Source organism: Aliivibrio finisterrensis (assembly GCF_008933155.1).
Taxonomy (GTDB): domain Bacteria; phylum Pseudomonadota; class Gammaproteobacteria; order Enterobacterales; family Vibrionaceae; genus Aliivibrio; species Aliivibrio finisterrensis.
The window spans coordinates 138488-153864 of the sequence record NZ_WBVP01000005.1 but is presented as its reverse complement, the minus strand read 5'-3'; the positions used below and the strand labels follow the sequence as shown (position 1 = coordinate 153864).

14 protein-coding genes are annotated in these 15377 nt (G+C 40.0%); all 14 read right to left on the bottom strand.

Features of this window, described 5'->3' with window-relative positions; all coding sequences use genetic code 11:
• Positions 1-272: 272 nt before the first annotated feature.
• Positions 273-1412, bottom strand: coding sequence for a flagellin (locus F8B77_RS06610; RefSeq protein WP_151654702.1), 1140 nt, complete (start codon positions 1410-1412; stop codon positions 273-275).
• 653 nt (positions 1413-2065) lie between these two features.
• Entirely contained in the window at positions 2066-3259 is a 1194-nt protein-coding gene (gene flgL, locus F8B77_RS06605) for a flagellar hook-associated protein FlgL (protein WP_151654701.1), read from the bottom strand.
• A 16-nt stretch (positions 3260-3275) separates the two neighbouring features.
• On the bottom strand, positions 3276-5156 hold the full coding sequence (flgK, locus tag F8B77_RS06600; RefSeq protein ID WP_151654700.1) for a flagellar hook-associated protein FlgK: 1881 nt from the start codon (positions 5154-5156) through the stop codon (positions 3276-3278).
• A 273-nt stretch (positions 5157-5429) separates the two neighbouring features.
• Entirely contained in the window at positions 5430-6434 is a 1005-nt protein-coding gene (gene flgJ, locus F8B77_RS06595; protein ID WP_151654699.1) for a flagellar assembly peptidoglycan hydrolase FlgJ, read from the bottom strand.
• Between the two features lie 130 nt (positions 6435-6564).
• A complete protein-coding gene (locus tag F8B77_RS06590) occupies positions 6565-7686 on the bottom strand; it encodes a flagellar basal body P-ring protein FlgI (RefSeq protein ID WP_151654698.1) in 1122 nt (373 codons plus the stop codon).
• Positions 7687-7688: 2 nt separating this feature from the next.
• Positions 7689-8480, bottom strand: coding sequence for a flagellar basal body L-ring protein FlgH (gene flgH / locus F8B77_RS06585; protein WP_151654697.1), 792 nt, complete (start codon positions 8478-8480; stop codon positions 7689-7691).
• A 12-nt stretch (positions 8481-8492) separates the two neighbouring features.
• Positions 8493-9281: a flagellar basal-body rod protein FlgG gene (gene flgG / locus F8B77_RS06580; RefSeq protein ID WP_130048971.1), complete on the bottom strand. Its 789-nt coding sequence runs from the start codon at positions 9279-9281 to the stop codon at positions 8493-8495.
• A 55-nt stretch (positions 9282-9336) separates the two neighbouring features.
• Complete coding sequence (locus F8B77_RS06575) at positions 9337-10086, bottom strand: flagellar basal body rod protein FlgF (RefSeq protein WP_151654696.1); 750 nt, start codon at positions 10084-10086, stop codon at positions 9337-9339.
• A 213-nt stretch (positions 10087-10299) separates the two neighbouring features.
• Complete coding sequence (gene flgE, locus F8B77_RS06570) at positions 10300-11598, bottom strand: flagellar hook protein FlgE (protein ID WP_151654695.1); 1299 nt, start codon at positions 11596-11598, stop codon at positions 10300-10302.
• A 162-nt stretch (positions 11599-11760) separates the two neighbouring features.
• Complete coding sequence (gene flgD / locus F8B77_RS06565) at positions 11761-12471, bottom strand: flagellar hook assembly protein FlgD (RefSeq protein ID WP_151654694.1); 711 nt, start codon at positions 12469-12471, stop codon at positions 11761-11763.
• 15 nt (positions 12472-12486) lie between these two features.
• Positions 12487-12903 (bottom strand): flagellar basal body rod protein FlgC, encoded by a 417-nt coding sequence (gene flgC, locus F8B77_RS06560; RefSeq protein WP_151654693.1) that lies wholly within the window; start codon positions 12901-12903, stop codon positions 12487-12489.
• 2 nt (positions 12904-12905) lie between these two features.
• Complete coding sequence (flgB, locus tag F8B77_RS06555; RefSeq protein ID WP_151654692.1) at positions 12906-13301, bottom strand: flagellar basal body rod protein FlgB; 396 nt, start codon at positions 13299-13301, stop codon at positions 12906-12908.
• A gap of 195 nt (positions 13302-13496) precedes the next feature.
• Positions 13497-14324 carry a CheR family methyltransferase gene (locus F8B77_RS06550; protein WP_151654691.1) on the bottom strand — a complete coding sequence of 276 codons (828 nt, stop codon included), beginning with the start codon at positions 14322-14324 and terminating at the stop codon, positions 13497-13499.
• A 79-nt stretch (positions 14325-14403) separates the two neighbouring features.
• Positions 14404-15324 (bottom strand): chemotaxis protein CheV, encoded by a 921-nt coding sequence (locus tag F8B77_RS06545; protein WP_151654690.1) that lies wholly within the window; start codon positions 15322-15324, stop codon positions 14404-14406.
• Positions 15325-15377 lie beyond the last annotated feature (53 nt).

Genomic DNA, 15377 nt, shown 5'->3' with positions numbered 1-15377 from the left:
TTATAAGGCTTTATCGGCGCTGAAAAAATAAACTTAAGAGGAAAATAAAAAGAAAGAGATTAGAAAAATAGAAGGGGGCACTAGAGAGATAAATAGAAAAGAGTAGCCCCAATTAAGGGGCATAAAGCTAGGTTGGTTTTTTATGAGGAGATCTGTGAGAAGAACACAAAAAACCAGTTACCTGAAGCTTGCACAACAATCAAATGAACAAGAGGATGATGAGAGATGAGAGCACCTCTTGTTCACTCAGATGACTGTTGTTAGTTACTCAGTTACTGCAGTAAAGTTAGTGCAGCGTTTGGTAACTGTTTCGCTTGAGCAAGAATAGATGTACTAGACTGCTGAAGGATTTGTGCTTTTGTCATATTTGTTGTTTCTTTAGCAAAATCAGTATCTTTAATTCGGCTATTAGAAGCAGACACATTCTCTTGAATGTTAGACAAGTTGTTGATGCTGTGGCCTAGACGGTTTTGTTTCGCACCTAAATCAGCACGCTCACGGTCAATGTAAGCAAGCGCTGAATCGATAACACCAACAGAAACTTGTGCATCACCAACAGAGGTTACGTCTAGTTTATCAACGGTAGCTTTCATACCAGGACCGCTAGATAAACCTAGTTCAGTCGCAAGGTTACCAGATACCGCTAACTCACCTTCAATAGATGGTTCAGCAACAAACAATTGAAGTTTACCTTCATCGCCAACAGATGCAGAGATCTTGTCTGATTGACCGTTGATGTACGTTGCTAATTCTTCGATATCATCACCTGTTTTAGCACTGATATCGATAGAAATTGCTTCACCCTTTTTAGTTGTGAATTCTAATTTCAGGTCATTTTTGCCAGGTTCAACGTTCCAAGACGCACCTTTGCCGTTTTCAGAAACAAAACGTTGACCACCCATACTGTCATCATCAGCACGAACTGACGGTAACTTGATTAGAATAGCTTCACCAGCGTTAGCACCAATCTGGAATGCTGATTCACCGAACTGACCATTAAGTAAACGACGACCACCAAAAGAGGTTGTTTCAGCAATACGGTTTAATTCGTCAGACAGTGCATGTACTTCTTCTTGGATAGAAGAGCGGTCTTGATCTGAGTTAGAACCATTTGCCGCTTGCAATGATAAATCACGCATACGTTGAAGGATGTTTGTCGATTCGTTCATCGCACCTTCAGCCGTTTGAGCGATAGAGATACCATCGTTCGCATTACGCATAGCAACGTCAAGACCACGAGTCTGCGCTGTTAAACGGTTAGAAATTTGTAGACCAGCAGCGTCATCTTTTGCGCTGTTGATTTTAGTACCTGAAGACAAACGCTCCATTGAGTTGTTTAGATCATTCGTTGCGTTATTTAGGTAACGCTGCGCAGTCATCGCAGATACGTTAGTATTTACATTTACAGCCATCGTTGCTCTCCTTTAGCTTCGTTTTCACGAAATCTAATTTCTGCTCTATTCAGAAATATTTAAAATTCATAGTTAAATATCAGCCACAATTGGCCAATGTTTTTCAATGTCATGTAATTTACATATCAAATCTCATGCCAAGATGAGAAGAAATACATGAATTAATGACTGACATACAAAAGCAAAGAGAATTACTCTACCTTGCCACTGCCATGCCACTATTTACCATTGGCAAACTGTGAGCGTCTCAGTCATAGTTATTAATTAGCATAAGTTGTGCCAATTTTAGGAAAAATTAATTTTAAATTAAAAAAATGATCAACTTATACAGTTTCAATAAGTTAAATAAGGTTATTCAGTGTTATTTAACTCTTAACTTTCTATCTAAATTATTTTTTGCCACTTTATCAAGTCGAGATTTGCCACTCTTGCCTCTTTAATACTTCCGTCGTATCTCTCTTTATTTATATAAGAAAAACAAAATTCTTATTCATCTCAAAAATAAGTACTTATACATAATTAAAGACACACCAACTGCGGCAAAAAACAAAGAGAAACTGCAATTAATTTCCTATATAAAATCTTACTATTCATACAGTTAAATTTAAAAAAAGCCTAGTATATCAGCTAGGCTTGTCATCAAACGTGTTAATTTACACGTAATTAAATAATGTAATGTCTTTTACTTTACCGAAGGCTTGCTGGGAAGCCTGAAGTGCACGTGTATTTTCATTAAACTCAATCACGGCTTGAGCGTAATCTAAATCTTCAATAGAACTTAATGATTTAGAAATAGTTAAATCAAAATCTTGATGCTGCATCTCTTGTTGATCTAACGTATTTTGTCTCGTGCCAACTTCTGCACGCGCTTGGCTTAAATGAATGAATGCCGCGTGAAATTCATCCGTTACTTGATGTAATTCTGCCGTTGTTGAGGCATCAGACACATCATTTAATGCTAATTCTTGTGCTTTTTTGAACGAATCAAAAATACTAATGGTCTTTTTCGGCTCCAAGGTGATGGTATCACCTGCTTTTAACTGACCGCGGATCTGAATATCTACCCCTTCGTATTTAATGCCTTCAGAAGGGTCAAACTGGGCCGTTTTTACCGTACTGCCATCTTTTGATAGCTCATAATTATACTGACCGTTAGCGGCTGCATTAAAAGTGATTTCATAAGTTGCAGGATCGGTGTAATTGGTATTAGTCGCTTTTGACAGCAAAAGCTCTGAACCTTCTTGCAGTGCGTACTGTGGATCATAATCTCCAAATGGATTTTTGATTTCAGTAAACAGCTTACTGCCAGAATCATTAACAGCAACTTCAATCGAACCTGATACTTTTAAATTACGTTGGTATTCATCTCCAGCATAAGCGACTGTCCCATCATTTGATCTAAAAAATGGTTGGGTTTTAGGCTTAGTTCCAGAGAAAAGGTAATTTCCTGATTCATCTAACATATTAGTTAGGTTTAAGAAATTATCTGCTAATCCTTTTACGTCCTGAGCATGAGCATAACGATCTTCTGGTGCAAGAGAGCCGTTAATCATTTCCATTACACTGCGCTTTGCATCATCGGCAAACTGCTCCGCATTGGCAATCGCCACTTCATGACGCTCTAAGCGGTTTCGAGCAAGAATAATGGTATCGCTGTATTGACGTAGTTCTTCTTTCTTTTGCGTTAGGTTTTGAGCGTATAACGCAGCAACGGGGTCGTCTCCTGCCGTTAATAGCTTTTTACCTGACGCTAATTGTGCGCTGTTTTGATGCACTTTGGCTTCTTGGCGCGAAATATCATTCTGAACTGATTGGTAATTATGAAAGCTTGAAATACGAGTTAACATATTGAATGCCTCCTAGTTACGAAAGTTGCAAGATTGAGTTAAACGTCTCATCTGCCGCTTTCATAATACGAGAAGAAGCCATATACGCTTGTTGGAACTTCATCATATTTGCCGCTTCTTCATCTAAGTTTACGCCTGCTACAGAAGCAACACGACTTTGTGCAGCTTCGTTTTCTACACGAGAAACTTCAGATAAACGAGACGCTGTTGCTTTTTTCAGGCCAATTTCAGTATTTACGTTTTCATATAGGTCAATCACCGTTGAGCGGCCTTCGTCCATTACTTTACGTGTCTGTAAGCCTTGCATTAGCAATAAGTTACCGTTATCACCTTCTGATGGCACTAAGTTAGCAGCAAACTTATCATTTGCAGCTGCGCCACCTGTTAGTTCAAAGGTTGTACCACCAACGCTTACCGGACCTTTTGGTGGGTAGGTTTGTGGTTCTAGTAACATTTTTCCTTTCATATCTAACACTGCAAACTGATTCGCTGCTGGAGAGATAACGACTTGGAACTCTTTTAGCTCACCCGCTTGTAATACTTTAAATTTCGCATTACCTGTCGCAAAAGTGGCAGAACTTGCATAACTTTGTGCGGCAATTTTCTCTGCTTCATTCATCTCAAGCTTCATTGTGCCTGCCGCTATACGCGTTGGGCGAAGTAATACACGCTCACCGGCACCTAGTGGTTCACGAATTTCAACTCGCATACCGTCTAGGAAAAAGGTCGATGGGTTACCGGTTGGGTCTAAGCGCTGAACTTCGCCTGTAGGTCGGGTCACCGTATATTGGCTGCCATCATACTTCAGTGCGTAATCACCTGCTTTTAGTAAGCTAATATCATCAATAAATACGCCTACTTCTGCAGATGAACCGCCTTGTACAATGGCACGACTACGTGCTGCTTGTTCTGAGTTCACATCAGAGAAAATATTTGCACCAATCTGTCCACGCAGATCTATCGCTTGACTTTGTAGACGGTTAACTTCACTACTGAAGCCTACTGCCACACGGCCTAATTCATCCATGATGGTAGGAATAGTGCTATCACGCAATTCAAATAACGCTGACATTTTACCGCCAATGCTATCATGCTGAATCGCTTTCAATCCTTTACCTTCAACCATTGCTAGGCGGCGTTGTAATGGGTCAGGAGTCCCTGCAATCATTTTCAATTCACTTGCATTAGTACCAGACACTAACATGTGCCCACCACCAATTAAGACATTGAATGCGTTCTCGTTATCACGCTTAGTAATGGTAACTTTTGTGTATTGAGACAGTTCTTTAATTAACTTTTCATGACGATCCATTAGGTCATTGTGCGGACCTGGGGTCTTGACCATCATTTGGTTAATTTCTTTTAACTCTAGAGCAATACCATTCATACGCTCTACCGTTAGATCCATCTTTTTATTTACGTCTGAATTTTGCTGACGTACATTCTCATAAAAGTCGTTTAAACTTTGCGAAACAAGACGCGATTTTTCAAGGACTACTTTACGCGCACCGATTTCGTTAGGGCTGTCGGCAAGAGTTTTTACGGCATCAAACCAATCATTGATGTTTTCAGGAATACGTTTAGCGCCAATAGACGACATCATATTCGTTAGAACATCTAGGTTAGCTTCTGTATCCATAGAGTAATTAAGGTTAGTTGTTGATAGGTTCAGTTCATTCGTTGCAAACTGATCAAACGAACGTCGCACAGCGGCTACATGCACGCCTGCGCCGAGGTTTGCACCTGACACCCAATGAGGCATATTAGTGTCTTGAACAACCGATTGACGACTGAAGCCTTCAGTATTAACGTTGTTAATATTGTGACTGGTCGTATTCAGTTGACGCTGCGCCGTAAGCACACCTTGTGTACCTAGATTTAGCAGATCAAGTCCCATGTTGCCTCCAAAAAAACTCTATAAAAGATGCGATAAAAATTTCCTAACGAATCTAATATAGCAATCAGTGTGCCAACTTTTAAACCCTTTACTTTCAACAAGATAACTAAAAACGCAGACTTAAAACTTTATCTTTGCCACTAAAATTCTGTATTTATTGCCTTTCTTTGCCTCTTTTGGTTTTTAAGCGGCAATAAAACAAAAAATCCTGCCGCTTAGCCAGTCAATATGGCTAAGATGCAGGATTTTAATGGTTTAATTTTTTAGTTAAGTTTATTTAGTTAAGCTTTCTACGGTCTTCATTACACTCATTACTTTATCGGTATAATTTGGATCGGTTGCATAACCAGCACTGTGGATCCCTTTAATAAAGCTTTCTGAACTTTCTGTTTGCTGTAGCGCTCGCTCATAACGTGGGTTTTGATTTAAGAATCGAACAAAATCACTAAAGCTCTCTTCATAGTTATCGTATGAACGGAAAGCGGCATTTTCAGTAACGGCAATATTATCGTGATACTCCAAGGTATTCTTAGCGATCTTATCACCTTGCCAACTTCTGTCTGCTTTGATGTTGAATAAGTTATGACTTGAATCTACAGAGTTTTGAATCACTTTCTTACCCCAACCCGTTTCTAAGGCCGCTTGAGCGATCAAGACATTTGAATCAATACCCAGTGCTTTTGCTGCTTTCTCTGCGTATGGTTTCATGGTTTCAACGAATTGCTGAGGTGAATCAAATTTCTGAGGCTGCTGTGCCTGTCTTGCCGCTAAGGCTTTTTCTAATTGTGCAATCGCTGGAGATTCTACTTGTGACTCTTGTTTTGCTTCAGATGTATTTGGATAAACATAATCAGAAGGTAAACGTAACGTTTCATCGGTTGCCGCTTTACGCATTGCCGTGCGTGCATCTTGCTCTAAATTATTGCCGCTTTGAACTGGTGGCTTTTGATTCATTGATGCACCAAGTTGAGCGACGATCATATCGGCTAAACCGAGAGATCCTTTTTTCGATAACTCAGTCGACATTTGGTCATCACGCATTTGCTCAAAGAACTTCTGGTTATCACTGCTCATCATGTCTGACTTGAATGAATCATTAGCATTACGCATTGATTTAAAAAGCATTTGTGTGAAGATTGATTCAAACTGCTCAGCCGCCGCACGCAGCGCTTTGTCTTGGCTTTTTTGATCGCCACTCACTGCACTTTTACGTAATTTATCTAGACCACCCACATCATGGATAAAGCCTACGTCTGTCATGTTTACTGAATTATTCATCTTTACACTTACTCTTTTAATCAGGGTAATAAAGTTACTGTCTCTACAGTTACTAATAGAGCAAATTTAATGCCAAAAAAAACGCACTCCCTAAGACGTGCGTTTATTGTCTTTATTTAATAAGTCGCTATTAAATGATAATTAGTTGTCCTTCAATGGCACCCGCTTGTTTCAATGCTTGTAGGATCGCCATTAAATCTGATGGGGCAGCACCAACCTCATTCACAGCTCGAACCAAATCATCAAGAGTAAGTCCCGGCTCAAACTTAAACATCTTTCCTTGCTCTTCAGTTACTTCAATATCAGAGTCAGGAACAACGACCGTTTGACCATCACTAAAAGGACCAGGTTGACTCACTTGTAAGTTTTCTTTAATTGCAACCGTCATACCACCGTGGGTTACCGCTGCTGCTTTCAATTTCACATGTTTACCAACAACAATAGTGCCAGTACGAGAGTTAACAATGATTTTTGCTGAACCATCTGCTGGGTCAAAATCGACATTCTCTACCGCAGATAAGAAAGCAACACGTTGGCTAATATCACGGGGTGCACGCACACGGACTGAGGTTGCATCAACCGCTGACGCCATATTTGGGCCTAAGAAATTATTTACCGCATCAGCCATACGTTGAGCGGTAGTAAAATCAGACTCTAATAAGTTAAAGGTAATGAAATCACCACGACCAAATGGAGATGGAACCTCACGTTCAACTATTGCACCACCAGAAATACGGCCTACGGTTGGGTTATTACCCACCAACTTTGAACCATCTGCGCCTTCAGCACTAAAGCCACTTACAATTAAGTTACCTTGTGCTATTGCGTAAGTTTTACCATCTAAACCTTTTAGAAAAGTTTGTAGTAAAGTACCACCACGTAAACTTTTTGCTGAACCAACAGAAGAGACAGTAACATCAACTACTTGGCCTTGTTTTGAAAAGGCTGGCAACGTTGCCGTTACCATTACTGCCGCGACATTTTTTGTTTTTGGTTTTGTTCCAGGTGGTAATTGAATACCAAAGTTTTGCAGCATGGCATTAAAGCTTTGATCGGTAAATGGGGTTGATTCACCAGTACCCGGCAAGCCTGAAACCAGACCATAGCCGATTAATTGGTTACTACGAACCCCAGCAACTTCCGCTACGTCTTTAATACGTGCCGCTTGTGCTGTAGAGATACTTAGGCATAACCAAGTAAAAATTAAGGTAACTAGGTTTTTATTCACGTCAAAACTCCAACGATTCGTCATTATTACAGTGCTACATTAAAGAATCGTGCCAAGAATCCAGGTTCTTGCATATCTTGTTGATCACCCGCACCTGAATATTGGATACGAGCATTTGAAATTCGTGTTGATGCAATTGTATTATCAAAAGCAATGTCTTCAGGTCTGATGGTTCCACTTAATCGAATGTACTCATCACCCGTATTCAGTGTTAGCCACTTTTCACCACGGATCAGCAAATTACCATTTGATAATACTTCAATCACTTCAACCGTAATTGAACCACTTAAACTGTTACTTTGATTGGCAGATGTATTTCCTGTGAAGTTATTATCATTAGATAACTCATAAGAAAAATTATACTTACCACCCATTTGCAATTCTTGGCCACCCACTTGTAATGGGTCCATGCTTGAATCATTTGATTTAGATAATTCTGCATCGGCACTTTTTGCCGCTTTGGTATTTTCAGCCAAAGTAACCGTAACAATGTCACCCAATCCGCGTGGTTTTGTGTCGTCATACATATCTTGCGCATGATCGATATTAAACAATGAACCGGTTGCTGCCGCGTAATGCTCTGGTTTTTCTTTAGGATGAATTGGAGCCCAAGCAGGATCACCTGATATAGGATCATTACGACCACGCAGTGTATCAATAATGCCGCCGCCCTCTTCTTTTGCTTTATCCCCTTCTACGGCATCAACATTGGTTGTCGCAGAAGTGACTTCGCTCTCTTGTAAGTTTGGATTTTGAATTAACAGCGATTCACAACCCGTTAATGTGGCTAGAAGTAGTAAACAAAAAAGACGTTTCATCCTAATCACCAATTACAGTTGTTGGTTAACAAAGCTTGCCATTTTATCAACAGCAGAAATTACTTTTGAGTTCATTTCATAAACACGTTGCGCTTCGATCATATTCACGAGCTCTTCAGTTACGTTAACGTTTGACGCTTCAAGCATAGATTGACGAATGGCACCTAAACCTTCTAGACCCGGTGTTCCTTCTTGCGGGTCACCACTTGCGCCAGTTGGTAAGTAAAGGTTTTGCCCTACTGGCTCTAGACCACCTGGGTTAATAAAATCAACCGTTGTAATTTGACCAATCACTTGGTTATCTTGCTGACCACGTAAACGAACTGAAACTTCACCATCAGTACCTACAGTTACATTAATTGCATCTTCAGGAACGATAATTTCTGGCTCTAAACGGTAGCCTGCGCCTGTTGTTACGATTGCGCCTTCATCATTCAGTGTAAATTGACCATTACGAGAGTAACCAATGTTACCATCTGGCATCGTTACTTGAAAAAAGCCTTTACCTTCGATCATCATGTCCATACCGTTTGATGTGGTTTGAGCATTACCGTTAGTGAATACTTTTTGAGTTGCCACAACTTTAGAACCTGCACCTAGCATTAAGCCAGTTGGTAACTCGGTATTTTGAGTGGATTGAGCACCGGCTTGGTTTACGTTTTGGTAAAACAGATCTTCAAATACAGCACGGCTCTTTTTAAAGCCAACCGTTGAGGCATTCGCCAAGTTGTTTGAGATAGTCGCAATGTTTGTTTGCTGTGCGTCTAAGCCAGTTTTACTTACCCATAATGCTGGATTCATTGTGTGTTCCTCTAAATTTTTTAATGTATTAAGTTAATCAAAGTTAATTATTCAATTAACCCATACGCAATAATGAATCTGACGCTTTATCCATTTCTTCAGCGGTACTCATCATCTTGACTTGCATTTCAAATTGACGCTGCAAATCAATTAAATTGGTCATTTCACCTACGGCATTAACGTTACTGCCTTCTAATGCACCTTTTAATACAGTGACACCAGCATCAGCTTGGAATGCATTATTAGGATTTTTCGAACGAAACAAGCCATTCGTGTCTTTAAATAAATCGCGATTATCGGTTTTTACTAATTTAATGCGGTCAACTTCTGCCATCGCTTCTGCTGGCGCACCTTGCTCAAGAACAGAGATAGTGCCGTCTTTAGCAATTTGAATTTTTGAGATAGGAAGCGGCAAAGTGATTGGCGCGTCATTTTCACCTAGTACTAAATGACCGCTGCCATTCATTAACAAACCTGTTTCATCAATTTTCAGATTACCGGCACGAGTCAAACCTTCACGGCCCGTGTTGTCCATCACTGAAATCCAGCCATCACCTTCAATCGTTAAATCTAAATCACGACCTGTTGTAATCACAGAGCCTTGAGAAAAACTGCTTCCTGGACGCTCTGTCATATTAAATACACGAGTAGGTAAACCTTCACCGTACGCTTGCATTGAACGAGCTTGCTCTAAATCAGCACGGAAACCCGTTGTACTTACGTTTGCAAGGTTGTTTGAACGCAATTGCATAGCTTGCATGTTTTGCTTTGCGCCACTCATGGCTAAAAATAATGCGCGATCCATAATGAACTCCAATAATCTATCTGAAGTTATAAAAGCAATGAGTGTGCCAACTTTTATTTTCTATATTTTTCAATAAATTAAATATATAACAGGATGATTTTATGAATGTAATAGATTCAAAGAGGAAAGATTTGGGGGAGGAGAGGCAAATAATTTGGGTAAAAAATTGCCGTCAACATTGACGGCAATTCGATAATAACAATTTCGTTTAGATTAACGAATTTGCAGAATATTTTGTTGCAGTTGGTTGTGTACATCCAGTGAACGTGAGTTCGCTTGGAAGTTACGTTGTGCGGAAATCAAATCAACCAATTCTTGTGTCATATCGATGTTTGATTGCTCCAAAGTACCACTTTGAATGTCACCAAATGAACCTTGGCTTGCTTCACCCCAAATAGCCGCACCAGATGCTTGTGTTGTAGACCACTGAGTACCACCATTTTGTGCAAGACCTTGCTGGTTAGTAACACGAACCATAGCTACACGGCCAAGCGTTACATCTTTACCATTCGAGTATGAACCTACAATGTTACCACTCTTATCGATATCTACTTTTGATAAGTAACCTGTTGTTGCGCCATCTTCACTAAAGCGACGCATTTCAAACGGTGCAGAGAATTGTGTTGGGTTATCAAACTTCATGGTTAATGTCTGAGAAGGATCAGCACCATTTAAGTTTAAACCATTCGCACCTAGTGTTGTTGTTGCAACCGGTTGACCAGCATTGATACTTTGAGTTGTACCATCATTATTAAAAATAATAGAGTGACCAACTTGGCCCGCGGCATTCGTTGAATCACCACCATTAATGTTTACTGGTTTTTCACCATCAGTATCAGTTGAAGAGTAGAACACATTCCAACGGTTTGGTTGTGTTGCATCTTTAACATAGTACGTCGTCATTTTGTATGGCTGACCTAGAGAGTCATACGTCGTTACCGAAGTTGACTTGTTGTAAGTGTCAGGATCATTCATATCAAAAAGAGCAGGATCTTTTGGTACTTCAGTTGCTGGTAAGTTCATACCAATTTCAACGTTTTCTGTTGGTTTTGGCTTACCGAATTGGTCTGGGATCTTCAGTGCTTTTGGCTCATATGAAGACACATTACCAGATTCAGGATCTACTTCGTAACCCAATAAAAACTCATCATTTGATGTCGTTACGTAATTTTCATTATCTAGGTGGAATGCACCATTACGGCTTAATTCATTTGTCGCTGGTTGTAGGCGATCTTTTGCCACAGCGAAAAAACCTTGGCCAGAGATACGTAAATCCATTGGATTATTAGTATAAATGCTTGAACCTTCGTGGAATTGCTGAGCAATTTTTGTCGTTTGAGCACCACCACCTGTTGTGGTTTTTGCATTTGAGAACAATGATGATGAATACACATCACCGAACTCTGCACGGGATTCTTTAAAACCAAAAGTATTGGCATTTGCTAAGTTGTTTGATGTTGTGTTTAAGTCTTTTTGAGCAGCGGCTAGACCACTTAATGCTACGTATGACATTTGATATCTCCTATCTAGCTACGCTTATGTTTTCCAATTCCATTAACGATCACAGTCATTGGGAATGTTAAAGGAATTGGCATAGCTCTATTTATTAATGAATTTTCACGATATAAATAAGGGTATTCAGGCAGCGCATGCTGCACTGAATATTCGCCCTTTCTACGCCTTACCTACTTCTAGCACTTCTGCCAGTTTGATAGGTGAAGCAAAACCAGCAAGATTTAGCAGAACATTGCCATCACCTTTGCCCAGAAGAACACTATTTACGTTTGCGTATGTTGATACACCAAACTCTTTGTTTTCTCCATCAAGCACGCCCGCCGCTTTAATGTTATAGCGACCAGCAGGCATTGCATTGCCTTTATCATCTTTGCCGTCCCACTCTACTCGAGTGTCGCCAGCAGGTTTAGCGCCCACATCTAAAGTACGAATTAATTGGCCTTGTTCGTTTTCAACACGAACCATTAGGTTATTAATTACTTGAGGCAATTTAACCATTGCCGCCATACCTTTATCTGCTTCTTTTAAGCCTTTAGCGCCAGGTACTAGAACATCACGACCAACAAGCGAAGACGCTTGTAATGCTTGGTTAGATGTCATTGATGAATTCAAGCTATCAAACTGTGTATTCATCTTGCCAATACCGTCGACAGTTGCAAATGATGCCATTTGCGCAATCATCTGGTCGTTTTCAACCGGTTTAAATGGGTCTTGTTGAGACAACTGCTTGGTTAGCAATGAAAGGAAGTCTTCTTGCTTCAGTTCATTTTTGCCGCCCGTTGTTTTTTCAGTTTTGTTCGCCTCTTGAAGACTCTTTAACTGGTCGATGTAGGACAAGCCGTTTTGACCAACGTTATTGATTCCAGTCATAGCTACCTCCTATCCTTATTGACCCATTCGCAGAGTACTCTGCAACATTTGTTTACTCGCATCTGCAACTTGAATATTCGTTTGGTATGAACGAGAAGCAGAAATCATGTTTGCCATTTCTTCCATCACATTAACGTTTGGCTTAAAGATATAGCCATCGTCATTTGCCATAGGATGGTCTGGGTTATATTCTGCACGTAGAGGCTTTTGGCTTTCAACAATACCAAGAACTTTTACAGGAACTGTATGATCTTGTTTGTATTTTGCTTTGCTCAATTCCGCACCAAAAACAGCCTGGCGTGCTTTATAAGTTTCAGCAGCTGAGCTACTTACACTGTCTGCGTTTGCCATGTTACTTGAAGTGGTGTTAAGACGAACTGACTCTGCACTCATTGCAGAACCTGTAACGTTAAAAACATTAAATAAGCTCATCTCTATTCCCCTTTAATTGCTTTGGTTAGGTTTTTGAACTTGCTACCTAAAAATTCCAATGATGCTTGATGACGAAGTTGGTTTTGCATAAACAAGTTACGCTCCAAATCCACATCTACCGTATTCCCGTCACCTGTATCAGGTTGAGTAGGAAGACGGTATTGAATTTCCCCAGCCATTCGTGTTGAGGCATTAATGTGCCGACCATCAGTACGGCTTAAGCCCGTACTTGCTTTCGATGTTGCCGACTGTAATGCTTTTTGAAAATCCATTCCTTTTGCTTTATAGCCCGGAGTATTCGCTTGAGCGATGTTTGTCGCTAACATTTCAGCACGTTCAGAGCGAACTCCAACCGTATACTGATGAATACCCAATGCTTTATCAAAAGAAATTGCCATTTCAAACCCTCCACAAGAACTGACTAGCAGTATATATAATTTCTATATAGCAACCTGTATGCCAACTTTTTCAATTCACAGAGCAGATTGACAATACCACCAATATTTATTTAGCAATATCTGAGCCAACTATAGGTTACAGGCACAAAAAAAGCGACCTAAGTCGCTTTTTGTTCGATAATTACTCAATCATAATTATTTTAATTTATAAATAATGCCCGGATTACAACGCACCATCTCAAATTTATCAGTTAATCCAGTTAACGATTCCGATGCACCTAACAATAAGTAGCCACCAGGGTTAAGACTTGCCGCCATTTGATTTAACACTTGAGATTTCATCTCAGGTGAAAAGTAAATTAATACGTTACGACAAAAAATAATGTCAAACTTACCCAATAAGCTGTAGCTATCCATTAGGTTTTGTGGACGGAAATTCACCATACGTTTGATTTTATCATTGATTTTCATCTTGCCATCACCCGCATCTTCAAAGAAAGCACGGCGACGCTCTGGTGACAAACCACGGCTTAACGCCAAGTTGTCATAGACACCCGCTTTACAGTTTTCTAGCATTGATGGTGAAATATCGGTCGCGGTAATACTAATGTTTGGAAGAAAGCCCGGTTTACGCGCTTGAATCTCAGCAATAGTCATCCCCATAGAATACGGTTCTTGGCCTGATGAACTTGCCGCTGACCATATTTTTAACGGGCGACGATTTGCCGCTAACTCTGGCAATAGTTTTTCAGACAATACGGTAAATGGATAGCCATCTCTAAACCATAACGTTTCATTGGTTGTCATGGCATCGACCGCTGCAACACGTAATTCTCGGTTACTACCTGAGATCACTTGCTTTAATAAATCAGATAATGAAGCTAATGAAAACTTAGCAACTAAAGGGCTCAGTCGGCTTCTCACTAAATATTGCTTACTGTCACCGAGGACAATACCACATTGAGATTCAAGAAAACGGCTAAAATCACGATACTCTTGTTCGTTGATAGTTATAGTTGTCATTAACGTTTTTACTTCCAAATAGAATGAATTGCCGTTTGCTTATCACGGCAATATTAATTAACGAATAAAAAGTCTGTTGTTACTTCTCAACCGCTCTTTTCACAGCGGCACCCAATTCGTCTGGATTAAATTTCGCAATAAATTGGTTCGCTCCAACACGCTCAACCATTGCTTGGTTAAATACACCGCTTAATGACGTATGCAGTATTACATGTAGATCTTTCAATGCTGGTTCACGACGAATTTCTGCAGTTAGAGTATAACCATCCATCTCTGGCATCTCTACATCTGAAATGACCAAGCCAATTTGTTCATAAATACTGCCTTGGTTTGCCATTTCGACTAATTTATCTAATGCTTCTTTACCATCTTTAACCATGATAGTCTCAAAATCAATAGATTGCACTGCTCGTTGAACTTGTTTACGGGCAACACTTGAATCATCGGCGATAAGTACTTTACGAACGATTTCTTGACTCATTGTTGTCATTTCTTCAACTAACTCTTCATTCATCGTTTCGTCGATTGGTGCGATTTCAGCTAAGATTTTTTCTACATCTAAAATCTCAACCAACTCATCATCAATGTTAGTTACTGCAGTTAGGTAGTTTGCACGACCTGTTCCTTGCGGTGGCGGTAAGATTGCTTCCCAGTGCATATTTACAATACGCTCAACAGACTTAACAAGGAAACCTTGAATAGTACGGTTGAACTCCGAAATAATGATAAAACATTTATCAATTTCGGTAGTAGCGCGACCACCAGTAGCAAGGCTTAAATCAATAACAGAAATGGTTTGGCCACGAATATGAGCAATACCTTTTACTAAAGGATTTAAATTAGGCATTGAAGTCAACTTAGGACACTGTAATACTTCTTTTACTTTAAAGACGTTAATACCATAACGCTGACGCCCCATAAGACGAAAAGTAAGTAGCTCTAAACGGTTTTGCCCTACAAGTTGTGTGCGCTGATTCACCGAATCTAGAATGCCTGTCATATCTGACTCCATCTTGTGCCATTATTAACGAACCGTGAGCCTAACATAAACCC